Origin of the sequence: Providencia sp. PROV252 (genome assembly GCF_033676005.1) — a bacterium.
Taxonomy (GTDB): Bacteria; Pseudomonadota; Gammaproteobacteria; order Enterobacterales; family Enterobacteriaceae; genus Providencia; species Providencia vermicola.
On sequence record NZ_CP096294.1, the window covers coordinates 1,286,773 to 1,311,496 of the forward strand.

Annotated in this window: 23 protein-coding genes; 11 read left to right on the plus strand and 12 right to left on the minus strand. The window is 40.8% G+C overall.

Annotated elements, in window-relative coordinates:
• Nucleotides 1-208 precede the first annotated feature (208 nt).
• The 3 genes from M1F05_RS05660 to ybjG form a co-directional block, all read right to left on the minus strand.
• Nucleotides 209-1,576: an L-serine ammonia-lyase gene (locus M1F05_RS05660; protein ID WP_206085418.1), complete on the minus strand. Its 1,368-nt coding sequence runs from the start codon at nucleotides 1,574-1,576 to the stop codon at nucleotides 209-211.
• A gap of 74 nt (nucleotides 1,577-1,650) precedes the next feature.
• A complete protein-coding gene (locus tag M1F05_RS05665) occupies nucleotides 1,651-2,967 on the minus strand; it encodes a serine/threonine transporter (protein WP_206085419.1) in 1,317 nt (438 codons plus the stop codon).
• A gap of 852 nt (nucleotides 2,968-3,819) precedes the next feature.
• Nucleotides 3,820-4,428, minus strand: coding sequence for an undecaprenyl-diphosphate phosphatase (ybjG, locus tag M1F05_RS05670; RefSeq protein ID WP_206085420.1), 609 nt, complete (start codon nucleotides 4,426-4,428; stop codon nucleotides 3,820-3,822).
• Between the two features lie 193 nt (nucleotides 4,429-4,621).
• Here ybjG and M1F05_RS05675 point away from each other — a divergent pair, with 193 nt between their 5' ends.
• On the plus strand, nucleotides 4,622-5,050 hold the full coding sequence (locus tag M1F05_RS05675; protein ID WP_206085421.1) for a secondary thiamine-phosphate synthase enzyme YjbQ: 429 nt from the start codon (nucleotides 4,622-4,624) through the stop codon (nucleotides 5,048-5,050).
• A 253-nt stretch (nucleotides 5,051-5,303) separates the two neighbouring features.
• Here the strand turns inward: M1F05_RS05675 and M1F05_RS05680 are convergent, their stop codons facing one another.
• Complete coding sequence (locus M1F05_RS05680) at nucleotides 5,304-5,567, minus strand: GrxA family glutaredoxin (protein ID WP_047756603.1); 264 nt, start codon at nucleotides 5,565-5,567, stop codon at nucleotides 5,304-5,306.
• Nucleotides 5,568-5,725: 158 nt separating this feature from the next.
• Between M1F05_RS05680 and M1F05_RS05685 the strand changes: the two genes are divergently transcribed.
• The 3 genes from M1F05_RS05685 to rlmC all read left to right on the plus strand — a co-directional run bounded on the left by M1F05_RS05685 (nucleotide 5,726) and on the right by rlmC (nucleotide 7,842).
• Nucleotides 5,726-6,061 carry a YbjC family protein gene (locus M1F05_RS05685; RefSeq protein WP_206085422.1) on the plus strand — a complete coding sequence of 112 codons (336 nt, stop codon included), beginning with the start codon at nucleotides 5,726-5,728 and terminating at the stop codon, nucleotides 6,059-6,061.
• Nucleotides 6,062-6,183: 122 nt separating this feature from the next.
• On the plus strand, nucleotides 6,184-6,699 hold the full coding sequence (locus tag M1F05_RS05690; RefSeq protein WP_206085423.1) for a YbjN domain-containing protein: 516 nt from the start codon (nucleotides 6,184-6,186) through the stop codon (nucleotides 6,697-6,699).
• Between the two features lie 9 nt (nucleotides 6,700-6,708).
• The gene (gene rlmC, locus M1F05_RS05695; RefSeq protein ID WP_206085424.1) at nucleotides 6,709-7,842 is read left to right on the plus strand and encodes a 23S rRNA (uracil(747)-C(5))-methyltransferase RlmC; all 1,134 of its coding nucleotides are present in this window, start codon (nucleotides 6,709-6,711) and stop codon (nucleotides 7,840-7,842) included.
• A 66-nt stretch (nucleotides 7,843-7,908) separates the two neighbouring features.
• On the opposite strand, the gene artM is transcribed toward rlmC, so the two are convergent.
• The 6 genes from artM to M1F05_RS05725 form a co-directional block, all read right to left on the minus strand.
• Nucleotides 7,909-8,577, minus strand: a complete 669-nt coding sequence (artM, locus tag M1F05_RS05700) for an arginine ABC transporter permease ArtM (protein WP_206085425.1) — start codon at nucleotides 8,575-8,577, stop codon at nucleotides 7,909-7,911.
• Complete coding sequence (gene artQ / locus M1F05_RS05705; protein ID WP_047756239.1) at nucleotides 8,574-9,314, minus strand: arginine ABC transporter permease ArtQ; 741 nt, start codon at nucleotides 9,312-9,314, stop codon at nucleotides 8,574-8,576. The genes artM and artQ overlap by 4 nt, the downstream gene beginning before the upstream one ends.
• A 12-nt stretch (nucleotides 9,315-9,326) precedes the next feature.
• A complete protein-coding gene (gene artJ, locus M1F05_RS05710; protein WP_206085426.1) occupies nucleotides 9,327-10,070 on the minus strand; it encodes an arginine ABC transporter substrate-binding protein in 744 nt (247 codons plus the stop codon).
• An 18-nt stretch (nucleotides 10,071-10,088) separates the two neighbouring features.
• On the minus strand, nucleotides 10,089-10,817 hold the full coding sequence (artP, locus tag M1F05_RS05715; protein WP_206085427.1) for an arginine ABC transporter ATP-binding protein ArtP: 729 nt from the start codon (nucleotides 10,815-10,817) through the stop codon (nucleotides 10,089-10,091).
• Between the two features lie 98 nt (nucleotides 10,818-10,915).
• Nucleotides 10,916-12,397, minus strand: coding sequence for a DUF2867 domain-containing protein (locus M1F05_RS05720; protein WP_206085428.1), 1,482 nt, complete (start codon nucleotides 12,395-12,397; stop codon nucleotides 10,916-10,918).
• Between the two features lie 51 nt (nucleotides 12,398-12,448).
• On the minus strand, nucleotides 12,449-13,348 hold the full coding sequence (locus M1F05_RS05725) for a lysine exporter LysO family protein (protein WP_206085429.1): 900 nt from the start codon (nucleotides 13,346-13,348) through the stop codon (nucleotides 12,449-12,451).
• Nucleotides 13,349-13,723: 375 nt separating this feature from the next.
• Here M1F05_RS05725 and M1F05_RS05730 point away from each other — a divergent pair, with 375 nt between their 5' ends.
• The 3 genes from M1F05_RS05730 (at nucleotide 13,724) to macB (ending at nucleotide 18,588) form a co-directional block, all read left to right on the plus strand.
• A complete protein-coding gene (locus M1F05_RS05730; RefSeq protein WP_206085430.1) occupies nucleotides 13,724-15,388 on the plus strand; it encodes an ATP-dependent nuclease in 1,665 nt (554 codons plus the stop codon).
• A 148-nt stretch (nucleotides 15,389-15,536) separates the two neighbouring features.
• Entirely contained in the window at nucleotides 15,537-16,643 is a 1,107-nt protein-coding gene (gene macA, locus M1F05_RS05735; protein ID WP_206085480.1) for a macrolide transporter subunit MacA, read from the plus strand.
• Nucleotide 16,644: 1 nt separating this feature from the next.
• The gene (gene macB, locus M1F05_RS05740) at nucleotides 16,645-18,588 is read left to right on the plus strand and encodes a macrolide ABC transporter ATP-binding protein/permease MacB (RefSeq protein WP_206085431.1); all 1,944 of its coding nucleotides are present in this window, start codon (nucleotides 16,645-16,647) and stop codon (nucleotides 18,586-18,588) included.
• A 58-nt stretch (nucleotides 18,589-18,646) separates the two neighbouring features.
• Here macB and M1F05_RS05745 read toward each other — a convergent pair whose 3' ends face one another.
• Nucleotides 18,647-19,183 carry a hypothetical protein gene (locus M1F05_RS05745; protein ID WP_206085432.1) on the minus strand — a complete coding sequence of 179 codons (537 nt, stop codon included), beginning with the start codon at nucleotides 19,181-19,183 and terminating at the stop codon, nucleotides 18,647-18,649.
• Nucleotides 19,184-19,226: 43 nt separating this feature from the next.
• Complete coding sequence (locus M1F05_RS05750; protein ID WP_206085433.1) at nucleotides 19,227-20,081, minus strand: hypothetical protein; 855 nt, start codon at nucleotides 20,079-20,081, stop codon at nucleotides 19,227-19,229.
• A 465-nt stretch (nucleotides 20,082-20,546) separates the two neighbouring features.
• On the opposite strand from M1F05_RS05750, the gene M1F05_RS05755 reads away from it, so the two are divergent.
• The 4 genes from M1F05_RS05755 (at nucleotide 20,547) to M1F05_RS05770 (ending at nucleotide 24,648) form a co-directional block, all read left to right on the plus strand.
• Nucleotides 20,547-21,893 carry a purine-cytosine permease family protein gene (locus tag M1F05_RS05755; protein ID WP_206085434.1) on the plus strand — a complete coding sequence of 449 codons (1,347 nt, stop codon included), beginning with the start codon at nucleotides 20,547-20,549 and terminating at the stop codon, nucleotides 21,891-21,893.
• 10 nt (nucleotides 21,894-21,903) lie between these two features.
• Complete coding sequence (locus M1F05_RS05760) at nucleotides 21,904-22,737, plus strand: nitrilase-related carbon-nitrogen hydrolase (protein WP_206085435.1); 834 nt, start codon at nucleotides 21,904-21,906, stop codon at nucleotides 22,735-22,737.
• Nucleotides 22,734-23,483 carry an IclR family transcriptional regulator gene (locus tag M1F05_RS05765; protein ID WP_206085436.1) on the plus strand — a complete coding sequence of 250 codons (750 nt, stop codon included), beginning with the start codon at nucleotides 22,734-22,736 and terminating at the stop codon, nucleotides 23,481-23,483. Before M1F05_RS05760 ends, M1F05_RS05765 begins: the two co-directional genes overlap by 4 nt.
• 232 nt (nucleotides 23,484-23,715) lie before the next feature.
• Nucleotides 23,716-24,648: a DUF1177 domain-containing protein gene (locus M1F05_RS05770; protein ID WP_206085437.1), complete on the plus strand. Its 933-nt coding sequence runs from the start codon at nucleotides 23,716-23,718 to the stop codon at nucleotides 24,646-24,648.
• Nucleotides 24,649-24,724 lie beyond the last annotated feature (76 nt).

The window sequence follows — 24,724 nt, forward strand, 5'->3', positions numbered from 1 at the left end:
CGAAAACGCCTGCAACTGCAGGCGTGAGGTTGTTGACACAGCAGGATAAAAGCGTGGTTTTTCCTGCTTTGTGTTATCAGCCGAAAATCAATAAATTGATTTTCCTAATTTATTTTCAAAACCTATCCAACCTGCCGTCAAACCTTATCGGTTTGTCTGCAGTCTGACGCCTGCAACTGCAGGCGTTTTTTATCAGTTAGTGAATAAATTATTCACAGTGCGCGAGTTTAATTGCTAAACCGCCTTGGGAGGTTTCGCGATATTTAGCGTTAATGTCTTTACCCGTTTCATACATCGTCTCAATGACTTTATCGAGACAAACACGTGGATCACTGACGCGGCGTAATGCCATACGTGCGGCGTTAACGGCTTTAACAGAGGCAATTGCGTTACGTTCAATACAAGGCACTTGAACTTGGCCGCCAACAGGGTCGCAAGTAAGGCCGAGGTTATGCTCCATCGCAATCTCCGCGGCGATGCACACTTGCTCAGGGCTACCGCCCATTAATTCAGCAAGCCCAGCGGCCGCCATTGAACAGGCAACGCCCACTTCACCTTGACAACCGACTTCCGCCCCTGAAATGGAGGCATTCATTTTGTATAATGCACCAATCACACCAGAAACTAGGAAATAGCGGGTATAGGAGTTCTCATTCACAGGGCGAATGAATTTATCATAATAGGCGAGTACCGCAGGAACGATACCACAAGCCCCATTTGTTGGTGCTGTCACTACACGTCCACCCGCAGCGTTCTCTTCATTGACCGCAAGGGCGTACATATTGATCCAATCAATAACTGCCATTGGATCCATGTTGGTGCTATCCGTGGTGACAAGTTGGCGGCGTAACGCGGCTGCACGACGCGGAACACGTAGTGGACCAGGTAATAGGCCTTCCGTAGTGACCCCACGTTCAATGCCTGCTTTCATCACATCCCAAACGGAGGAAAGATATTGTTGGATTTCATCTTTGCTGCGTAATGCTAATTCATTTTGCATGACGAGCGCAGAAAGTGATAACCCCGTTTCTTTGCAATGCTTTTGTAAATCAGCTGCATATTTAAAAGGATAAGGGACTTGAACGGCATTTTCGTCGATTTTACCGAAATGTTCTTCATCAACAATAAATCCGCCGCCAATTGAGTAATAATTTTTGGTATACAGAACGTTATCACCCGCAAATGCGGTGATTGTCATGCCATTTTCATGGAGTGGTAAATTTGTGCTGTGAAAATTCATGCCGCCATCGACAGGGAAATCGACTTCATGTTGCCCTTGAGCAAGTAAAAGTTTACCTGTTTGTTCGACGTTGCGCATAAATGCAGGAATAGCGTCAATATCAATGGTATCGGGTAAGTTACCCGCAAGACCCATGATGATAGCCATATCGGTAGCATGGCCTTTACCTGTCAGGGACAGCGAGCCGTAAACGTCAACGGCTATGCGCGTTGTGTTAGCCAGTAAATTTTGCGCGATAAGGTCATCAACGAATTGTTTGCCCGCTTTCATTGGGCCGACGGTGTGAGAACTTGAAGGGCCGATACCGATTTTGAAGATATCAAATACACTAATCATATTCAGTGCTTCCTTTTGTAGAAAGTCATTGAAATCAGGTAGCTATCATTATTAATAGCTACCTGGGGCTTCAATTAGAAGAATAACTTATATGTCGCCGCAGAGATAGCGACCAGACCCATAATTACGATAAATACATTGCTGATTTTGCCTGAGTATTTACGCATTGCAGGGACTTTACTGATGGCATACATTGGCATCAAGAACAGTAAGATAGCAATAACAGGGCCACCAAGACTTTCGATGATATCCAGAACACCTGGGTTTAATGTCGCAACAATCCAAGTGGTTACTAACATAAAGATAGCGGTGCCGCGGTTTAATTTGCGAATATCGACAGTTTTGCCTTTTGCACGGTATGCACGTTCAACTAAACCATTGAAACCTTCACGAGCACCTAAATAGTGGCCTAAGAATGATTTGATAATAGCAATAAATGCGATGATTGCTGCTGCATATTTGATGAATGGCTGATCAAAATAGCCAGACAGATAGTCAAGGATACTGATGTTTTGTGCTTTTGCTTGCGCAAGGTCAGCTGAAGATAACGTAAACACACAGCTAATCACAAAGAACATGACTGTCAGAACCATCAGGATGTGTGCTGATGCTAAAATACGTGAACATTTTTGTTCTGCTTCATCGCCGTATTCTTCACGTTTTGCGACAGAGAATGCAGAGATAATTGGTGAGTGGTTAAAGGCGAATACCATGACGGGGATGGTTAACCAAATGGTGATCCAAATGCTTTGACCTCCAGTATTTTTGGTAGCTTCTGCGATGCCTTCGAAGGTTAAGGTATTCAGTACATCACCAGACCAGTGCGGGATCATATATAAAGAGAATGCAACCAGCACTGCAATGAATGGGAACACCAGCATACTCATGACTTTAACGATGTATTTTTCACCGAAAGCAACGATAGCCATAACGCCCCCGACCAGAATTAAGGCCAGTAACCAACGTGGTGGTGCACCAACACCTAATAATTCGGTTAAGAATTTATTGACGTTATTGGTGATAGAAACACCATAAACGAGCAGAATAGGATAAATAGCAAAGAAATACAGCAGAGTGATCCAGTTACCCGCGGTACGCCCAAAGTGTTCTTCAACAACTTCAGTGATATCGCCATCTTTTTTAGAACCAGAAAGAACGAAACGTGTTAAGCCACGATGAGCAAAAAATGTCATAGGGAAGGCTAGAACAAGCATCAATAGAACAGGAAGTAATCCGCTCATACCCGCATTAATAGGCAAAAACAGAACACCAGCACCGATAGCTGTACCATATAAACCCAGCATCCATACTGTGTCAGTTTTACGCCAAGCTTTACTGCTCCCTGTTTGCGAGGCTGTTTTGTCGATGGAACCAACTTTAGTTGCATCCATAATAGTCTCCAAAAATAAAAGTCAAAAAATTCATTTTAAGTAACAGCCAAAGGCGTTACTGGGTTTTAATCTTTTGGTACGAATAATCTCTTAATAAAAAGGGCTTTCTTTTACGTAACAATCTGATTGGAAATAAAACTAAAATTTGGACTAAATTCATTTTCAATCAGTTTTGTAATTTTATCAGTTATTTTTAAGTCTGGTTTTTGAGGGTGTGAATTTATATTTTACCAGAACAAAATGCCGTGATCATCATCTCAAAAGAGAAATATCCCCTGAGATTGCGTAGAAACATCAGATTTTATAAAATTGTTAATGAAATTTAACTTAAGATTATTTATTGTCATGTTTTTCCTGTTTGGAAAATTCAATTCATTAAAATAAACAAGGGTAGAATAATATTCTGTGAGAAAAATATTATTATATTAATGAATATTTTTGTGTTGTTTGATTTGTAATCTATATTAATCTAATTATTGAGCTGTACTGTGATACTGCTACATAGGATGTATGAATGAGTTTGTTTAACTTATTGATAATCAACTGTTAATTTTAAATTTCAATAATGATTTAGTGAGTGATTAATTAGGCCATTTCGCCCTGATTTTAGGGGCACATATTAATTAATTTTTGTTTTTTTAGATAGTATTTAGTGCACTTTTTTTGCGTCGAAAAAAATAATTAAAAAAGGTAACAAAATATTTGTTACAGAGTTGTTTATTAATTAATTTGATAATTTAAAATTAATTTTATATAACGATAAAAAAATAAAGAGAAAGTTTGATTTGGCGCAATTTTTTAAAAGTGGAAAAGTACTGATGTTTATTGCCACCAGTACTTAAAAAGAAATGATTAAGGTTGGAACCAACCTTTGCGAATGAATGAACCAAAGATGAGATGATAGAGTTGGGTGATTGGTGCTTGGATTTTACTAATGCCAAGTGACCACAAAATTTGAGCTAAACCACAGGCAACGATAGCAAGGATAAATGCGCCTGCCATATCTAAAGGCCAGTGAACACCAAGGTAAATTCGTGACCAAGCAATCACAATGGCAGGGATCATCATCACAAGGCCAACCCAAGTCCGTAGCCAGAATAAGAAAGCAAATGCAAAGGTAAATACGATAGTGCCGTGGTTACTTGGGAATGATGGTGTTGCGTCGTGATCAGAAAAATTAGTGCCGATCCCCATCACAAATGGGCGGTCATGGGGGGCAAAATAGCCAATTAGCCATGAAATAGTAAGCCCTAACACAATGGCAATCGCCGCTTTACAGGCAAAAGCGCGTTGGCGAGTCATGTTTGGCTGGGCACCCCAAAACCAACAAGCAACTGTAAATATTGGGAAAATAAGAACTAAGCGCTTAGCAATTACATTCGCCATCGCAATCGTTCCGCTTGCAGTTTCAGGTGCGGCATTGATCAAGTTAAACAGATCAAGATTGAGTTGTTCCAGCACAGTTTCGTACCTCAGACAGAGAGTGGGTCAGTAAGACAAAGAAAAACAGAGCTTAAAGTCTCAAGCTTCACAGGTAAAGTCCCTTTGTCTTATTATTGATACTATTACGCGACAAATTTACGTGTGGTTTAAGAATTACTCAATAATTATTTCACTCATCTAAAGTTCGATTTGGCGAAAGAAGGGAAAACAAATGTGGTGGCAAAAACAGATACAGCTGAATGCGCGGGAAAGAGGATTTCATTTAGTCACTGAGGAGATTTTAAGGCAAGTTCCTGAGCTCAGTTCGCTTCGTATTGGGATGATGAATATATTCATTCAACATACCTCTGCCTCATTAACGATTAATGAAAATGCGGATTATACCGTGCGAGAAGACTTTGAGAGCTTCTTCAATAAGGCAGTTCCTGAAAATGAACCTTATTATAAGCATGACTATGAGGGCAGTGATGATATGCCAGCGCACCTGAAAAGTAGCTTACTGGGTGCGAGTTTAACAATCCCAGTGACAAACGGTCGTTTAAATATGGGGACGTGGCAAGGGATTTATTTATGTGAACATCGAAATTTTGGCACAAAGCGCAAAGTAATCATTACATTGCAAGGTGAGGTCGATGGCTAGAAATAGGCAATAAAAAACCCGATAGCATTAAAACAGAGAGTTGGCTATCGGGCTCCTCAATATGGGGACATCAAAGAAAAGCAGTGGCATAAATTAAGACTCCATCTAAAAAGGAAAGTTCTCTTGTTGATGAAAAAAAATGCAATTTAGGGTGGGATTTGACTTAAATAGCACAAAAAGAACAAGCAAAACATATTTCAGCCTAAGTATTGAGATGTTTTGCTTGTTAATAATCGAAAATTAGAGGGGGTAACTATTTGTAAAGATTTAAATTTTCTTTTGCGTAAGCTTCAAAATCAGTGCAACCACCGATGTGCTTCTCATCAATGAAAATTTGTGGGACAGTTTCCACAGGTTTACCAACAGTTTTAGACAAATCTTCTTTTGAAATACCTTCTGCTTGGATATCGACATAGCGGTAGTCAAAATCTTCACGTTCGTTTTTCAGTTTTTCTGCCAGTTCTTTCGCACGAACACAGTATGGGCAGCCAGGGCGACCAAAAATAACAGTATACATAGTATCTCCTTTTTATCTCAAACTCAGATTCGAGTCACAATGCTCAATACTATGCCTATATAAATTATGAAATAAAAGTCGAATTTTCCTTTTATAGCTATAGGTATGTCATATAATTCGTGAAGTAAAATGCCAAATCACAGTGAAATGGGGGTTGAATGAACAATAAACCACAATCAAAGAGAACCATGCGTTCATTGGCAGACATGCCAAAACCTATCTTAGTCTTAGAAGGTGTTGGGATAATCCTCTTGATTTTAATCTTACTCACGCTGAATGATTATATTGTTTTGCCTGAGCCACTTATGCACCAAGGGGCGATAGTGACCATTATTATGGTTGCGATTGGGTGTTTGGTCCCTGCAATGATTAATATTGTGTGGCGAGCTATTCATGGGTTAACTTTTTTAGGTATAGATAATAAGCAGTCAGAAAACCCGAGGAATAAAAAAAATAATATTCAAAATGATAAACAGGATGAAAAGCCCGAATAGCCGTGGTTTTGCTGGCATTTTTCTTGGTGATGTGTGAAAATTACCCGCTTTGCGCTGGGGATATCATTCTCTAGCAAACTGTTTTTGCATTATTATTTTTGAGTTGAAGAAGGTTACTGCCCATGGATTCTATTCGTTACCCTGACATTGCACAATTACGTGAATGGTTAGAACAACTCAAAACGTCTTATTTCGAGTGCGACTCTTGTGCTGCGCTGCATTTACCTCATATGCAAAATATTGAGGGAATTTTTGATGCAAAACTCGATATCGTCAATAATGTGTTGGTATTGTCCGCATTAGCGGAGCTAAAACCCACCGCGATAATTACATTAGTTGCTAATATTAGCCAAATTAACGCGAGTTCATTGACGGCAAAAGTTTTTCTCGAAATAAATGATGAAAACCTGCCAAAGTTAGTGGTTAGCCAGTCATTTTCATTAGAGGCTGGGATGACCTATCGCCAATTCTGCCATTTCCTTCAGCAAGCAGAAGACCAAATTTCAGCGATTGTCTTTGAGATCTTTAGTAATAATTTACTGTATGCAGCTCAAGATGAGTTTAGTGAAGAAGAGGATAATGGCGAGGATGAATCCGAACTTACCCCAGATGATAAACCCGCTATTATTATTCATTAAGTTTTAATTATGCATTGTGAAAAATATATTGCGGGTGAATGCCGTTCTTGCCAATGGTTAGAATTCTCACCTGAGCAACAAATCACCCAAAAGCAGCAGCAACTTTCCGCGTTATTGCCGACAATCGACCCTGCTATTTTTGCCCCACCCGTGACAGGGCCTCAAACAGGTTTTCGTAATAAAGCCAAAATGGTGGTGAGTGGAAGTGTAGAAAGGCCGATTTTTGGTATTATTGGGAAAGATGGCGCAGGTGTCGACTTAACTGGCTGCCCATTATATCCCACTGCATTTTCTGAAGTTTTCAGCGTACTCACACCGTTTATTGCAAAGGCAGGGCTCACACCTTATAACATTGAACGCAGGCGTGGTGAGCTTAAGCACGTGTTGCTAACACAAAGTTGGCACACAGGGCAGTTTATGCTGCGTTTTGTGCTACGCTCAGAGAAAAAACTGGAACAGCTCAAGAATGCTTTACCTTGGTTGCAAGCGCAATTACCACAACTTGGGGTGATCACAGCAAATATTCAGCCAGTGCATATGGCAATACTTGAAGGCGATGAGGAGATTTTCTTAACGGAGCAACATACGCTGCGTGAAGAGTTTAACCAAGTGCCTTTATTTATTCGCCCACAAAGTTTTTTCCAAACGAATCCTGTTGTCGCAGCTAAATTATACCAAACAGCAAGGGCGTGGGTTAACGCATTAGATATTCATAGTATGTGGGATCTGTTTTGTGGTGTAGGTGGCTTTGGATTGCACTGCGCTGAAAAAGATACGCGTTTAACAGGCATTGAAATCAGCGCCCCTGCCATTGCTAGCGCACAACAATCAGCAGATGAAATTGGATTAAAAAATGTTGAGTTTAAAGCCCTTGATTCAACGCATTTTGCCACCGCACATCAAGATATCCCTCAGCTTATTTTAGTTAATCCGCCACGAAGAGGAATTGGTAAGGCATTATGTGATTACCTTTCTCATATGCAGCCAAAATATATCCTTTATTCAAGCTGCAATGCACAGACTATGGCGCAAGATTTACAATTGCTGTCGGGTTATCAAGTGTGTAGGGTGCAGCTGTTTGATTTATTTCCACACACGGCTCATTTTGAAGTACTGACATTGCTAAAGCGAAAGAATAATTAAAAACGAATTTATGAAAAAAAGCTTGGTGTTTAGCCAAGCTTTTTCTTTAACGTATTGAATTAAGTATTAATTTCGGTGTTCGAAAGCAAGTGCTTTGCGTTCGATTAAACGCATTAGAATGGTTAAGATAGCATTAACCACTAAATAAATAATCCCAGCCGCAACAAACGCCATCACATCCCATGTCTGACCAAATACTTGGCTACTGTAACCCATGATGTCTAACATGGTGATCGTACTGGCCAGAGAGGTACTTTTAAACACTAACACCACTTCATTGGAATAAGAGGATAAAGAGCGTTTAAAGGCGTAAGGCAGGATAATGCGCATAGTTTGCACTTTACTCATCCCCAATGCTTGGCATGACTGCCATTGCCCTGATGGAATCGCTTTTACGGCACCGTGGAACAGTAAAGTTGAATAAGCGGCACTGTTTAACGCTAATGCAATCATTGCACAGAACCAAGGTGTTGAAATTAGCTCCCAAAATAGAGGATAGTTTTGCAACGATTTAAACTGGCTCGGGCCATTATAGATTAGGAAAAACTGCACTAATAATGGCGTTCCTGTAAAGATGGTGATATACACCTTCACAATTTGCGAAATGACTTTGGTTTTCAGGGATAAAATTAACGTAAATAATCCCGCTAACAGAAAAGCCACAAGTAACGCACTGAACGTCAGCGATAAACTGGTTGGTAGCCCTGGTAGAATTTTTAGGATCATGTCAATCATTTGGATTCACCTCGTTCAAAGCGCGTAGTTCGCAATTCAATACGCTTTAATACCTGTTGGCTAATCAATGTAATGACAAGGTAAATCAGACCGACGATAACGTACCAAGTAAAAGGTTCGCCAGTACGGTTAACAATAGTTTTTGTCTGTAACATCAAATCGTTCACGCTGATTAAAGACACTAACGCGGTATCTTTTAGCAGAACTAACCATTGGTTCCCTAACCCTGGCAGGGCATGGCGCCACATTTGCGGCATAATAAAACGAAAGAAAATCGTGCGTTTTTTGAGGCCGAGTGCAAAACCTGCTTCCCACTGGCCATAAGGCACTGCTTTGAGTGCGCCTCTTAACGTTTGTGAAGCATAAGAGGCATACAATAGGGCGAGGGCAATGACACCACAAACGAACGGCGTGTAGTCAAATTCGCCGCTATCGGCAAAGAAGATGCTAGGATCAATTTGCACTGTGGTTTGCCAAAAACCGAGGTTAATATCAAACCCATCCCCGAGTAGGTTGATAAGCTGTAATGTCCCAAAATAGACGAATAGGACGACCAGCAGTTCAGGTAACCCACGGATTAGCGTCACCCAGCACGTGCCTAAAAAGGCAATTGGCTTAAAGCGGACAGACTCCCATGCGGTAAATAGCATGGCAAGAATTAAACCCAAGATTAGGGCAGAAACAGCAAGGCCGACGGTGATACCGGCGGCACTTGTTAAAAATAGAAGGTTGTTCATTAATTATATCGATTACTGTTGAAACCATTTTTTGTGGATAGCATCATAAGTGCCGTCAGCTTTAACTTCTGCTAAGGCTTTATTCATTTTATCCAACAACTCTTTATTTCCTTTACGCACTGCGATACCTAAACCGATACCGAAGTATTGTGGATCGGTAACTTTCTCACCCACAGCGGCTAAGTTTTCGTTGCCTTTGGTTTTTAACCATTCGTCAGCAACGGCAGTGTCACCGAATACAGCATCAATACGGCCATTTTGCAGGTCTAAAACCGCAGATTGGTAGTTATCATAAGGCACAGTGGTCATGCCTTTATGTTGTTCCATGATATATTTTTGGTGTGTGGTTCCGTTTTGGACGCCGATTCTTTTGTCTTTCAGCTGGTCAACGGAGCTAATTTTTTCTTTCACTGCAATAAATTCTGCAGAGTTAGGGTAATAAGTTTCGGTGAAGTCTACTTGTTGTTGACGCTCAGGGGTAATGTCGATACCTGCCATTAATGCTTCAAAACGACGAAATTTCAGGCTGGGAATTAAGCTATCGAAAGATTGGTGAGTAAATGTACAGGTCGCATTCATTTTTTCACACATCGCATTAGCTAAATCAACGTCAAAACCGACGATTTGATTGTTTTTATCAAACATTTCAAACGGCGCGTAAGTTGCTTCAGTTGCAAAACGAATGGTTTCTTTTTCCGCAGCAGTTGCCGATAGGGCTACAGCGCCCAGCAGCGCAGCTAATATAATTTTTTTCATTGCTTAATCCTATATCTATTAATGTGACAGATAATTTGCAAAGGCGTCAGTTTGAGGTGCTGAGAAACGACTAGCATCTCCCTGTTCTACGATATGGCCGTTTTCCATATACACCACACGGCTAGCGGTTTTGCGAGCAATCTCCACTTCGTGAGTGACGATCACTTGCGTAATACCTGTCGCAGACAATTCACGAATAATATCGACAACTTGAGCCGTAATTTCTGGGTCAAGCGCTGCGGTTGGTTCATCAAATAATAGAACCTTAGGTTCCATCATGAGTGCCCGTGCAATCGCCACACGTTGTTGTTGACCACCTGATAAATGCAGTGGATAACGGTCTGCAAATTGAGATAAACGTAAACGGTCTAAAAGCTTAGCGGCTTTTGCATGTGCTTCTTGCTTCGATAATTTTAATACACGGCATGGGGCTTCAATTAAGTTGTCCATCACACTAAGATGCGGCCATAAATTATATTGTTGGAATACCATGCCAACATTTTGGCGTAAGTCACGAATAGACTTTGCATCTGGTGTCGATGAAAAATCAAATTGCTGCCCAGCAATATTCAAATGACCTGAACGTGGCATCTCTAATAAATTGAGAACACGTAATAGCGAACTTTTACCTGCACCACTTGGCCCGAGTAATACCATAGTCTCACCAGCAGAGCACTCTAGATTGATATCAAAGAGTGCCTGATGGGAACCATAGAAACAGTTGATGTTTTTTAATTGAATGCTCATGCTTACCAATAATATCCTTTTTAACTACCAGCGATATTAATCCTGTAAGCATATTTATGCAATAATTTCTGCATAAAAAATTGGTTTTTACACTGAAATTAGTCAGATTTTTCGGTTGGATGATCTGTTTGCTGTTGTTTGGCGAGTTGTTTATCTCGTTCAAACGCGAGGTCGCTAATGCGTTTTGCCATTCCTTTAAAGATAAAAAGATGGGCTGGCATCATAGCAAACCAATAGAGTAGACCGCAAAAACCCGCAGGGTGCCACCAAGCGCGCACATCTATAGAGCGTCGGCTGCCGCTATCGTGGATAGTAAAGGTTAAACGCCCCAGCCCAGGGGCTTTCATACCAAACAGTAAACTGAGTTGTTTGTTCGGCTCAAGGTTAATCACTCGCCAGCCATCAACTTCATCGCCAAGTTGCAAGTATTCTCTGTCGGGGCGACCATATTTGACTTTATTCAACATCATGTCATCCATGATGGCACGGGTTTTCCATAGGCCATTGGCGTAGAAATAACCATCTTTGCCCCCAATTTGTTGTATGGTATGCCATAGCGATTCTGAGCTCGCTGTTGTGCCAAGGGTTGAACCCGCTTGTTTGGGATAATAGCCATAGCCTGGGCGCCAGCGTTTTCTTACTTCAGGGTCATAACCCCAATCAGCATTGTCTATCGCATCTGCTTCCTCAGCTAATGTGGTTCTTACTGCATCATCAAAGGAAATTAGCGTTTGTGGAATAAGTTCTCGTAGTGCTTTATCGTTAGCGGGAAGGTCGTGTTGTAGTCCTTGAATTAGCTCTTTTGCAATAGTCGGTGGCACCGAGGTAATCAAGCTAATAAAATGCACCGAAATCATGCTAATAGGAATAGGAATCGGGATCAGCAAGCGGCGTTTACCACTAACTTTGATAAATCGTTTGAATAGTTCTTGATAGCTAATAAACTCAGGACCGCCTGCATCAAATATGCGGTTTTCATTTGTTGGTGTTTTGGCGAGCTGAGTTAAGTAATATAGGATATTCGACAATGCAATAGGCGATGATTTAGAGCGTACCCAGCGCGGAGGCGTTAGAATCGCTAAGTTGTACACCATATCCCGCATAATTTCGAAGGCTGCAGAACCAGACCCAACAATAATTGAAGAGCGAATCTCAGTAACAGGAATATTGCTTTCACGCAGGATGTCCCCCGTTAAGCGCCTGGCTATCAGGTGCGGGGAATAGGTGTGGCCATGTTGTAATGCGCTGAGATAAATAACGTGTTTAACATCTGAACCTTCGAGAGCTTGTTGAACATTACGCGCAGCGCTACGCTCACGCTCAATAAGATTAGCTTGGTCAGCCATGCTGTGCACAAGGAAATAGACAATATCGATTTCCTTCATGACATCTTTTAAAGTCTCAGGATCATGTAAGTCAACAAAGATACAGCGAGTATCTTGCCAGCCTTGAGAAAGCATCCAATCAACACGACGTGCAGCCGCAGTAACGTCATAACCTTGTTCAATCAGTTGGGGGATAAGATTCTGCCCAATATAGCCGCTAGCGCCCAACACTAAAACACGTTGTTTTTCTGTCATGTTAATTTCCTGTTTCACGCAAATTAACGGCTATTGTGACTGAAATTTTACCTATGTAAAGAAGGCCATAAGAATTGGCGTAATAAGACTCAGTACGAAGCCATGAACAATCGCGGCAGGCACAATCGAAACACCGCCACTGCGTTGCAAAACAGGAAGGGTGAAGTCCATGGATGTTGAGCCACAAATGCCCAATGCCGTTGAACGGTAGCGATTGATAATGATAGGGATCAACATGATTGCGGCTAGCTCGCGGGCTAGGTCATTAAAAAAGGCGGCGCTCCCCATCACAGGGCCATAGGCATCAGTTAACACGATCCCTGTGAGTGAATACCAACCAAAGCCCGATGCGAGAGCTAGCCCCATTTTAACGGGTAAGCCCAGTAATAATGCCGCCAGCGCTCCTCCCGCTAATGCACTGATTCCCATCACAAAGGCAATGGTTGTCCCGCGGCGATTAATTAAAATTTGTTTAATGCTCATTCCGCTGTTGCGTAATTGAATGCCGACTAATAATAGCAGGAGCATTAGAGCAATTTGGCTACCCTTATCCGCATAATGCAGAAAATCAAAACCCGTTAAGCCCACTATAAAGCCTAAAAGCAGGACGCCACACAATTGTAGAGATTCAAGCACCATTTTAATGCGTGACGGCGGTTTTTCTTGCTTATGTTGTGGAATTTTCCACGGATCTAACTTATCGAGTAATAACAGTGAGATAATATTAAGTGAAAAAATACAAGCAAAGAAGGTAATGGCGTAAATGAGAATAGAAAAGAGGTGTTCACTTAAGTTTTCAAGCAGTGCGAGGGTGATCCCCATTAAAAATAAAATCACATACACCATTGAATTTAATGATTGATGCACACGGTGAAGAATTTGTTTGTTTTTAATAGGAATAAGATAACCGAGAGTTAACGGTAGAAGAATAATTAAGAGTCCTGAATACATCGCCGCATCCTTAGTGGTTATCCCATCAATATAATCAATGAGTTATATTTGTTTTTTTATTTTCGTTATGTGAAATTTAACTCGCCGTGCTAATGCATTTTTTTTCGATAAAATTTTATTATTGGTGACTGAGTGAAAAATAGGTCAAAAATACTAAAAAAGAAAGTTTTACTATTTTATAACACTGCTATTGCTAGCTCAACTCAGTTGGCAATTTTGTCACAAAGATTTTTTATTTTGCAGACATACTTATAGTAAAACCATGGGTTAATCGATAAGCTCTAAATGTGCGTTTTGTCAGCACAATTATTGATAATCTGAATGCAAATTGACGAGTTCAGAGTATATTAAAGAAAATATGACAAGGAGTGAGATATGTATCTGGAACGTGTTGAGATATACGGATTTAGAGGGATCAACCGCCTTTCCTTAGAACTCAATAACAGTACTGTTTTGATCGGGGAAAACTCATGGGGTAAATCCAGTCTTCTTGATGCGCTCGATTTGCTTCTCTCACCAGAACATCAAGATTACCAATTTAATCTGCACGATTTTCATCACCCCACAGGGGACAACGCTTCCCGTTATCGGTCATTGCAAATTGTTTTAAAATTTTGTGAAAGGCATAAAGGCCGCCACCAATCTTATCGTTTTCATAATCTTAGCTCAGTTTGGGTTGATAATGGTGATGATCTAAAACATATTTTTTATCGAGTGAGTGCTGAGCTGCGAGATGACAATACGATTGCGGTGGATAAAAGCTTTTTAAATTCAGGGGGAAATAAGCTTTCTCTGGACAATGTGGGTAAGTATATCAAAGAGATTATTCGATTATACCCTGTTATTCGCCTGCGTGATGCGCGTTTTTTACAAACCCTCAACCCTGAAACCATCGTCGTTGGTGAAAAAGAGTTTCGTGATGCATTTAATATACGTATCAAAGAATTAACCAGTGCTCTAGTGAATAATCCAGAACGTTTAAGTGATGATGAATTAAGTGACGGTGTAGACGCCATGCAGCAGTTATTAAGTCACTATTTTTCAGGGCAAAGTGCCCATATGATCAAGCTTAATGACAATATGGTGAATATTGAGCCGCGCAAGCAAGGCTGGAAAGCGTTGGATAACATCAGCCGTTTGATTGCAAAACCTAATCAACGAAATATTCGTTTGATTATCTTGGGGATGTTTTCTTCTTTATTACAATCCAAAGGCAATATTCATTTGGATAAACACGCCCGCCCGCTCATTATTGTTGAAGACCCCGAAACTCGCCTGCATCCGATTATGCTGTCGATTGCATGGGGATTACTAAGCTTGTTTGCGCTGCAACGGATTACCACGACAAATTCAGGGGAGTTACTTTCTCAAGCTCCTCTTGAAGACTTATGTCGTTTAGTACGTGATACTAATAAAGTTTCTGCTTATCGTTTAACGCCAAATGATCTCAGTACAGAAGAATTGCGAAAAATTTCGTTTCATATACGTTTTAATCGACCATCATCATTATTTGCACGTTGTTGGTTATTAGTTGAAGGCGAAACAGAGATTTGGCTAATGAGTGAATTTGCTCGCCAATGTCACTACTATTTTGAAACCGAAGGAATTAAAGTTATTGCGTTTGCACAAAGTGGCTTGAAACCACTATTAAAATTTGCCAATAAAATGGGAATTGAATGGCATGTTTTAACCGATGGCGACGAGGCAGGGCGTAAATATGCTGCAACTGCGACCCACTATGCGAATAAGATCAATTCACCCGATAGGGATCGCTTAACCATGCTCACTGCGCCAGATATGGAACATTTCCTATATCGTGAGGGGTTTAAAAGCCTTTATCATGAAATTGCTGACATACCAGAAAATGCACGGGTGTCGACACGCCGTGTGATTATTAAAGCAATTTCCCGAACGTCAAAGCCTGACTTAGCGTTGGCTACGGTGAACCGTTCCGCGGAACTGGGCCCTGATAGCATTCCATTACAGCTAAAAAGTATGTTTTCTCGGGTAGCATGGTTAGCGAGGGGGAAAGCGTATTGATAACGAAAGTGAATATATTGTTGATTGAATATTTATAGATAGCGGGTGTTTATCTATAGTATGTTTAATTAAACGATAACTTAAGTGATATAGCATAGTATTTAGAAGGGGGCGTCGCCCTCTTTTTAATGATAGGAAGTGAAGAGTGATGAAGGTAAAACCGAAAAAAAAGTGGCCGATTTATTTGGTGATCCTGATTGTTGTCGTTGGCGCTGCTGCCTTTCTCTTTAAAGGTGAGAAAGAAGAGGTTTTCCAAACCGTTGACGTGACGCGTGGTGACTTAGATAAACAAGTTCTCGCGACGGGCAAGTTAGATGCTGTACGTAAAGTTGATGTGGGTGCTCAGGTTAGCGGGCAGTTACAAACCTTATATGTTAAAGAGGGTGACTACGTTAAAAAAGGCGATTTACTGGCGGTTATCGACCCGAAAAAAGCACAAAATGATGTCACTGAGTCTGAAGCGACCACACGTGAACTTGAGGCTAATTTATCGTTAGCACAAGCAGAATTGAAACTGGCGCAACTGACTTACCAACGCCACTTGAGCTTAGCCAAATTGCAGGCTGTCGCGCAACAAGAACTGGACAAAGCCAGAACTGATGTGGATGTAAAAAAAGCACAGGTAGCGACTTATCAAGCTCAAATTAAACGCAACCAGGCCACACTAGATACGGCAAAAACCAACTTAAAATATACGCAAATCACCGCGCCGATGGACGGCATTGTCACGTTTATCAAAACGTTACAAGGGCAAACCGTGATTGCAGCGCAAGAAGCACCAACGATTTTAACATTAGCAGATTTAGACACTATGTTGGTTAAGGCCGAAGTGTCTGAAGCGGACGTGATTTATTTAGAACCAGGCCAAGAGGCTTCATTTACGGTACTCGGTGCGCCAGACAAAAAATTCTCAGGTCAATTGAAAGATATCTTGCCAACCCCTGAGAAAATCAATGATGCTATTTTCTATTATGCGCGCTTTGAAGTCCCTAATCCTCAGCATCTCCTAAAATTACAGATGACTGCACAGGTCAAAATCGATCTCGATTCACGTAAAGATGTGCTGATATTACCCCTTTCTGCGTTAGGGGATGAAGTTTCACCGCAGGTTTATGATGTGGAAGTGCTAGAAGGGCAAAAAGCAGAGAAAAAACAGATTGAAATTGGTAGTCGCAATGATGTGTCAGTCGAAGTGGTTAAAGGACTGAATGAAGGTGATAAAGTGATTATTGGGCACAGTGGTTCGGAGAGTTAAGATGGCCACACTCATTGAGCTCCAGGGGATCACTCGCCGTTATGGTGAAGGTGAAAATGAGGTTACTGTCTTAAAAAACGTTTCTTTGCAAATAAATGCAGGTGAAATGGTTGCGATTATCGGTGCTTCAGGTTCAGGTAAATCCACTTTGATGAATATCATTGGTTGCCTCGATAAGCCATCATCTGGAGAGTACCATATTGATGGGCAAAATATGGCGTTGCTAGACAACGACCAACTCGCAGAGCTTCGCCGTGAACACTTTGGTTTTATTTTCCAACGCTACCACTTATTAAACCACCTTAGTGCTGAGCAAAACGTTGAAATCCCCGCAGTATATGCAGGTTCTGGAAAAGCGGAGCGGCGCGAACGTGCGACGCAATTACTTCAGCGCTTAGGGCTTGGCGAGCGGGTTAATTACCGGCCGAGCCAATTGTCTGGTGGGCAACAGCAACGAGTCAGTATTGCGCGTGCATTAATGAATGGAGGGCAAGTTATTCTTGCCGATGAGCCTACGGGGGCCTTAGATAGCCATTCAGGTGAAGAGGTGATGAAGATCCTCAAAGACCTTTGTGCTCAAGGCCATACGGTGATTATCGTTACTCACGATCCATCCGTTGCACAACAAGCTGAACGTATTGTCGAAATCAAAGATGGCGAAATTATTCGAGATTCAGGTTCAAAAAACAGTAAATTAGCCAAACCGTTATCAAAAGCCCCTACAAGGAAACTATCCCTTGGGCAGATTTATGGTCGATTTAGCGAAGCATTGTTGATGGCTTGGCGTGCCATGGTGGTCAATAAAATGCGTACCTTGTTGACCATGCTAGGGATTATTATCGGGATTGCTTCAGTGGTTTCTATTATGGTCATCGGCGATGCTGCCCAAGGTATGGTACTTAATGATATCAAGTCGATTGGTACCAATACGATTTCGATTTACCCTGGCACTGATTTTGGAAGTGATGATGCACAAAATCGACAATCTTTAAAAGCCTCGGATATTGATGCTCTTGCTAAGCAGCCTTATGTTCACGCGATTTCAGGCCAGCTAAATGGTTCTGCACGTTTAAGGAAAGGGAATTTAGATGCATCTGCACAGTTAACAGGAATTGGCCGCGATTATTTTAATGTGTATGCTTCAAAATTTTCAGAGGGCATGAATTTTACGCAAGACATGGCGGATAGGCGTGCTCAAGTGGTCATTATTGATGAGAACACGAAACGGCGTTTTTTCCCAAAACAAGCTAATGTAGTAGGGGAAACCTTGCTCATCGGTAATATGCCAGCGACAGTAATTGGGGTGTTGGAAGACCAGAAATCAGTATTTGGCTCCAGTAAATCGTTGTCTGTTTGGCTCCCTGATACCACGATGAACAGCAAGATTTTAAATCGACCTTATTATGACAGCATTACGGTGCGCGTTAAGGATGGGTATGACGCCAAAAACGTCGAGCAGCAACTGACGCGTTTATTAACGTTACGCCACGGTAAAAAAGATGTTTTCACCTATAACCTTGATACTTTTGTAAAAACAGCGGAAAAAACCACCCAAACCATGCAACTGTTTTTAACCTTAGTGGCGGTGATTTCGCTGGTGGTCGGGGGGATTGGTGTGATGAATATCATGTTGGTGTCGGTGACAGAAAGAACTCGCGAAATTGGTATTCGTATGGCAGTTGGTGCGAGAACCAGTGATGTAATGCAGCAGTTCCTCATTGAGGCGGTATTGGTGTGTTTAATGGGGGGCTTGATGGGAATTGCACTTTCTTATGGGATCAGCTTACTGGCACAAATGGCGCTACCTGGTTGGACGTTCGCATTTGACCCTGTCGCGCTTATTAGTGCGTTTGTCTGCTCAACCGCGATTGGAGTTATTTTCGGCTTCTTGCCCGCACGCAGCGCCGCACGTTTAAACCCAATTGATGCATTAGCAAGAGAGTGATTTGTTAATATGTATTTTCCTTTGTAGCTCAGTGACTACAAAGGAAAATAAAGTAAGGTTAACGAAGCCGATAAAATATTTTCCCTAAAGAATTTATACAAATTTTTGCTGACGTTAATAAAGGAACTTTATTTATCGAGTTAGTGATTAACGCTATAGTTGAATGAATGTCACACAAGGTAGAATAAATGGTAAAAGTATCCCCCTCCTTTTTTAGTTTCATTGTCAGTTTATTATTACCTTGAGAATACTCATCGAAAGTGAGTTTGGTACTTTTATCTAATTCGATACTTACTTTACTCTCAGTAAGCTGTTTTTTGATTTCAGATTGTAGCTCTGCATTGTTGATTTTCGGTAATTTCATTTTTTTTGAGTGTGTTCGTGTTTTTTGTAGTTTCCGTATATAACCAATAGTTACATCAGTTTTTGTTTTTTGTGTAGAAGCAATAGGAAGTGTAAATTTGAGGCTTATAATTTGTTTTAAAAAATCAATAAATTCATTTATATTAGATGATTGTATTAACCCATAATTTGGTTCAAAAAAACTAAAAAGGTATCTTTGTTTTTGTGGGTAATATTTCCCGCAAATTGCCATTGCATGATTATTTGAACTGTAAATTATAGCAACATCTTGTTTTTTAATGTTTTTTTTCAGTAATTAGTTTCTCTAACTGTTTAAAGGAGACACTCTCCCAACTAGGTTCTACATTAATAGAGGACAAAGGAGAACAACGATTATCAATTGTCAATCCTGAATTTAAGTTAAATAGTGCTGTCTCACTTGCATAATGTAACATGCAATATGCATATATCTCTTTAATAAAGGACTGCATTTCATTTAGAGTGATATCTTTATCTTTTTTAATCTTATCATATAGGCTTTGTTCTGCTTTATATTTCCTTGGAGTAGGTGTTTCATTACCAAATCTTATTTTGTTATATAGGTCATAGGTGATGTCTTTTTCTATTTTAATATTAGGATTAAAACAGGGTTCTATATTCTTAGAATATATATTTTTGTTATTTTCTTCTAAGCATTGAATGATATATTCAATGTTTGTTATTCCCTTAGGTTTTGGTACTGTGTTAATGGTATAATAATTATTATATAGGTCATTATAGCCGTTATATTGGTATTGATTTATCTGTACATCAAAAATATCAGTACAACGTTCAGCTAACAAATTTGAAATGCATTTTAAGTAAGCTTCTTCTACACATTTGTTGACTTCTTTATAAGCGGATGTTGATGGTATAAAGGGATTTAAGCAATTTTTGAGCTGGTGTAAAGATTCAGCCCCCAGTCCGTCCATCTCATAAGCCGCGAATATGTGTGATAAACCTTGGCAAGCACCATTTTTACATGCATATGTAATATTGGAGATGCTTTTGAGTTGTTGGGCAAGTTTGCTTATTAGGGGGTCATTCTTAAATACATAGTTCAATAGGTCATTCTGACAAAATTTAATAGGGTAGTTTATTTCAGCTGGCATGTTATGTTTCCGATGTTAACTATTTATAGCAGCCTACCAACTCAACTATCCCCATTTCTTTCATAAATCATTTATTCCTACTAAAGCTAAATTTTTTTTCTAATCGTATAACTTCGGACTAGGACACTCCAAATTGGAGTGATTGCTGCTAGCTAGAGGGAAATTACTGCTAAAGAATAGTCCTATTTTATGGAACTGAGTTCCTCACTCCAATTCTGCTAATTAAACACGTAATTTTTAACCTATTCATTTATCGATAAAATTTTTTATTAGTGTGGTATTTCCTCGCTCCGTGAAATATTCCATAATAAAAAAGTTATCTGAAAAGATAAATTCTGCTTGCGATTCGATATCGATCATGGATATTATTTGCATGTAGAATAAATGAAACCTAGTTCCATATAATGGAACAAACAATTAAAGCCAGTAAAAACTAAGCAAAGACAACCACACAGCAGGTGCAAAATGGCGAATAAAGCAGGTGAAGATTATTCTTTGGCTCGAGTACCCCAAAGTGCTCGTAGACCGTTCTATGAAGTGTTAATTCTACGAATTGGCGCACTCGCTTGTGTTTCACAAGTGATGTTAGGTGCAGCCCTCGGTTACGGGTTAACTTTTTGGCAGGCGTTTTGGGCGACCATCCTTGGCTCTGTAATTTTACAGGTAGTCAGTTGGGGGCTTGGAGCAGCTGCATGCCGCGAAGGAATGTCAATCAGTCTACTGTCAAGGTGGTCTGGTTTTGGAAAGTTAGGTTCAGCTCTTATTGGTGGCGCGATTGCCATCTCCTTGATGGGCTGGTTTGGCGTCCAAAATGGTTTCTTTGCGGATGGAATGTATAAAGCGACTAATGTGCTAACACCAGGGACTTGGTCACTTATTACAGGTATTGCGGTGACGATTATTACGGTATATGGGTATCGATTTTTATCTATTACCGCCAATATTTCAACGCCGCTCTTTTTATTCGCGTTAGGCTGGGCAACGTATAATTTATTATCAGGTCAGGATCTTGGTGCGCTTATCAATGATACTGCCCCTGCTGGGCCTTTAATGACAATGCCTGCGGCAATTACTATGGTTGCAGGTGGTTTTATTATTTCAGCGGTTACCACACCAGATATTAGCCGCTTTATGAAAAAACCGAAGGATGTATTTTGGATGACGTTAATCGGTACATTTTTTGGTGAACTTTTAGTTAATATGATAGCGGTGCTGATGGCTCTGGCATTACGTACCAGCCAAGTATTTGACTTGATGATGGCATTAACGGGCTTATTAGGTGCATCGATTGTTATCTTTGCCACTATAAAAATGAATGACATCAACCTGTATTCATCATCACTCGGGTTTTCAACGCTGCTTAACGCTATCTTTAATAAGCGTTTTGACCGTCGCTATTTAACATGGGTAATTGGTGTTTTCGGTACGATTGCCTCCATGTTAGGTATTTTAGACAATTTTATTAGTTTCTTGATTTACTTAGGCATTGCTATCCCACCAGTCGCTGGGATCATGGTTGTTGACTATTACATCTTAAAACGCGATCGCAAAGAGCTTGATATCACCCGCGAACAAGGTGTGCTGCCATCTAGCTGTGAAGCTTATAACCCTGTGACACTCGTTGTGTGGTTGTTAGCTGTTATTGTGGGGTGGGGAACGTCAGAATTAGGTCCATTCCATGCCGATTATGGCATTCCTGCACTTAACTCTTTAATTACAGGTGCGCTGGCTTATTGGATTGGCATGCGCTGGCAAGCGAAAGCAAAAGGTGTCGATACGGTGCATTTTCGCAAAGTGGCTCACTTAGATTAAGGAAAGTGCGATGTCAGGTAGCAAGGTCAAAGTTGCCCTTGCTCAGTTTGATTCTGAACTGGGGAATAAACAGGGTAACTTGCAGCGTATGGCGCTGTTATGTGAACAAGCGGCAGAGTCTGGGGCGAAACTGATTTGTTTTCCAGAGCTTGCCACAACAGGTTATCGCGGTGATTTGCTAAATACGAAGCTGTGGGATCTCAGCGATTCTACTGGAAGCGAAACATATCGTTTATTTAGCGAGCTTGCGACACGCTTGAATATCACTATCGTGAGTGGTTTTGTGGAACGAGGTGACTACCTTGGGGATATCTATAACGCGGTTGGCGTGTGGAACCCAGGGTGTGAAGGTATCAGCGGTGTGTTTCGTAAAGTACATGCTTTTGGTATTGAGAAACAATGGTTTAGTCGTGGTGATAGCTTCCCTGTATTTGATACGCCAATTGGCAAAATTGGCATCATGATTTGCTATGACATGGGGTTTCCTGAGGTTGCGCGTATTTTGACCCTTCATGGCGCAGAGCTGCTAATCGCACCTTCTGCTTGGTGTGTACAAGATAAAGACATGTGGGACATTAATACGGCATCCCGTTCTTTGGAAAATGGTGCACATTTACTGGCCGTTAACCGTTGGGGTCATGAAGGGGATTTACACTTATTTGGTGGTAGCAAAGTGTTAGGCCCTCGTGGGCAAGTGCTTTGTGAAGCCACATGTGATGGTGAAGCGTTGTTAATTGGCGAAATTGATTTTGTTTTACAAGCCCATACACGTTTAACCATTCCATATTTACGTGATAGAAAGCCTCAAGATTATGGCATTCTTACTCAAGGTTTTGATTCATGAGCATTTTAAATAGCGTCGTTGATGTTTATCAATTATTTCTACGCTCAGGTAATGAGCTTACCGTTACGACGTTAGTCAATGAATTAGGCATGCCGAAAAGTTCTGCTTCTCGCTTACTAAAGCAAATGTCAGAACTGGGGCTGTTAGAAAAGAAGAATAATGCTCCCATTTATCGGCCAGGGTTATTAATCATGGAGTTGGCTCACCGTGCGCGTGGGATGAACCCATTGATAGATATGACGTTAGAAGCCCTTGATGAGTTGACGAAAGATACTGGGTTTACCAGCTATGTTTCGGCGCTCGATGATGAAATGGTAAGGGTTGTCCATGCACGCTTTGGTAATAGCATGTTGCAGGTGATCACACAGCCTGGTACACGTTTGCCAATTCTTGGAACTTCAACGGGGCGGGCTCTGTTAGCGCGCTTACCGTTGCAGGAAAGAGCAAACATTATCGGCCGAGAAGATAAAGAATTACAAGTGAAGTTAACAGAACAGATGAATCTGATCAATGAACGTGGTTGGGAATTTTCAATTAACGAGTCTGTTGCAGGTGTTGCCTCGGTTTCGAGTACCGTGTTTGATCCATCGCTGAACACGTTATATGCATTATGTCTAAGTTTGCCAGAAACCCAAATGAATGAACAGGTTATGGCGCAACTTTCAACTAACCTATGCCGTAAGGCCTCTTACCTTGGTTGTATGGTTGGAGATCCTTATTGGTTACAAAGAAGTACCAGCAAATAGCGTTATGTCATGTAGTAAAAGTAAGTAGTAAAAGTAAGTAGCACACCATAAGTAGTTTATATTATTAGTATTTTATTTTAAGTGCGTGAATACGCCTTCATCAGGAAAAATAAGGCTTTTTTAACAGTTAAGCCTTAACTTGGGTGAAATGAAATTAAGTCATATTTTGTGTGAGCTAATTTCAAAGTAGCCCTACAATCAAATAAAAATTATTAAAATTCAAGGAAGTACAATGAGTCTAAAGCAAACCCTTTGTGCGTATGAGCTAATCGATTGCGCGAACGTTAAGGGGGAAGATGTTGTTGCATTGTTCAAGACTTTCCCAGCAATTGAAGTTTCTTCTAAAACGGTCAAAGACCTGAAAGGTCAAAGTGATTTTGTCCGTATTCTTATTCCAGGCACCCAAGGTAAATCTCAAGGTCATCAAGCACCTACATTAGGCATTATTGGCCGTTTAGGGGGGATTGGTGCAAGGCCGTCACGTATTGGGGTAGTTTCAGATGCCGATGGGGCGATTGCGGCCATTGCAACAGCATTGAAATTAGCAAAAATGCATGAAAAAGGCGATAAATTGGTAGGTGATGTGGTGATTACAACTCATATTTGCCCTAATGCGCCGACTCGCCCTCATACCCCAGTTGATTTTATGGACTCTCCTTTAGAAGATGTCACGATGAACCAACATGAAGCGATCCCTGAAGCGGATGCTATTTTGTCGGTAGATACCACCAAAGGTAATAACCTGTTGAATCATAAAGGTTATGCATTATCACCAACGGTTAAAAATGGGTACATTTTACCTGTTTCTAATGATTTACTCCGCTTAATGGAGTGGAGCAGTGGGCAGCGTGCGGTGACATTTCCTTTATCCATTCAGGATATTACACCGTATGGTAATGGCCTTCATCATATCAATAGTATTATGCAACCCGCTGTATCTACCTCAGCCCCTGTTGTTGGTGTGGCGATCTGTTCTGAAACCGTGGTACCTGGTTGCTCTACGGGAGCAAGTCATGAGATTGATATTGCTGCTGCGGTGAAATTTATGATTGAGGTGGCGAAAGCCTTTACGCAAAAACAGTGTGATTTTTATGATGCAGAACAGTATGCATTATTGATGTCGCTGTATGGTGATATGTCACATTTACAAACTTCGGGCCGTTGAGCTTATAAAATAGTCACAGTTAATTATTAACAGCATCAATAATATAATTGAAATAATTAACTGTGCTCTATATGCG

Coding starts and splice junctions, on each gene's coding strand:
- rlmC (WP_206085424.1), top strand. CDS start 6,709: ATGCATTGTGAAAAATATATTGCGGGTGAATGCCGTTCTTGCCAATGG.
- M1F05_RS05660 (WP_206085418.1), bottom strand. CDS start 1,576: ATGATTAGTGTATTTGATATCTTCAAAATCGGTATCGGCCCTTCAAGT.
- artQ (WP_047756239.1), bottom strand. CDS start 9,314: ATGAACAACCTTCTATTTTTAACAAGTGCCGCCGGTATCACCGTCGGC.
- M1F05_RS05745 (WP_206085432.1), bottom strand. CDS start 19,183: ATGGCAATTTGCGGGAAATATTACCCACAAAAACAAAGATACCTTTTT.
- M1F05_RS05665 (WP_206085419.1), bottom strand. CDS start 2,967: ATGGATGCAACTAAAGTTGGTTCCATCGACAAAACAGCCTCGCAAACA.
- artJ (WP_206085426.1), bottom strand. CDS start 10,070: ATGAAAAAAATTATATTAGCTGCGCTGCTGGGCGCTGTAGCCCTATCG.
- artP (WP_206085427.1), bottom strand. CDS start 10,817: ATGAGCATTCAATTAAAAAACATCAACTGTTTCTATGGTTCCCATCAG.
- artM (WP_206085425.1), bottom strand. CDS start 8,577: ATGATTGACATGATCCTAAAAATTCTACCAGGGCTACCAACCAGTTTA.
- M1F05_RS05725 (WP_206085429.1), bottom strand. CDS start 13,348: ATGTATTCAGGACTCTTAATTATTCTTCTACCGTTAACTCTCGGTTAT.
- M1F05_RS05680 (WP_047756603.1), bottom strand. CDS start 5,567: ATGTATACTGTTATTTTTGGTCGCCCTGGCTGCCCATACTGTGTTCGT.
- M1F05_RS05730 (WP_206085430.1), top strand. CDS start 13,724: ATGTATCTGGAACGTGTTGAGATATACGGATTTAGAGGGATCAACCGC.
- M1F05_RS05675 (WP_206085421.1), top strand. CDS start 4,622: ATGTGGTGGCAAAAACAGATACAGCTGAATGCGCGGGAAAGAGGATTT.
- M1F05_RS05690 (WP_206085423.1), top strand. CDS start 6,184: ATGGATTCTATTCGTTACCCTGACATTGCACAATTACGTGAATGGTTA.
- macB (WP_206085431.1), top strand. CDS start 16,645: ATGGCCACACTCATTGAGCTCCAGGGGATCACTCGCCGTTATGGTGAA.
- M1F05_RS05765 (WP_206085436.1), top strand. CDS start 22,734: ATGAGCATTTTAAATAGCGTCGTTGATGTTTATCAATTATTTCTACGC.
- macA (WP_206085480.1), top strand. CDS start 15,537: ATGAAGGTAAAACCGAAAAAAAAGTGGCCGATTTATTTGGTGATCCTG.
- M1F05_RS05760 (WP_206085435.1), top strand. CDS start 21,904: ATGTCAGGTAGCAAGGTCAAAGTTGCCCTTGCTCAGTTTGATTCTGAA.
- M1F05_RS05720 (WP_206085428.1), bottom strand. CDS start 12,397: ATGACAGAAAAACAACGTGTTTTAGTGTTGGGCGCTAGCGGCTATATT.
- M1F05_RS05685 (WP_206085422.1), top strand. CDS start 5,726: ATGAACAATAAACCACAATCAAAGAGAACCATGCGTTCATTGGCAGAC.
- M1F05_RS05755 (WP_206085434.1), top strand. CDS start 20,547: ATGGCGAATAAAGCAGGTGAAGATTATTCTTTGGCTCGAGTACCCCAA.
- M1F05_RS05750 (WP_206085433.1), bottom strand. CDS start 20,081: ATGCCAGCTGAAATAAACTACCCTATTAAATTTTGTCAGAATGACCTA.
- M1F05_RS05770 (WP_206085437.1), top strand. CDS start 23,716: ATGAGTCTAAAGCAAACCCTTTGTGCGTATGAGCTAATCGATTGCGCG.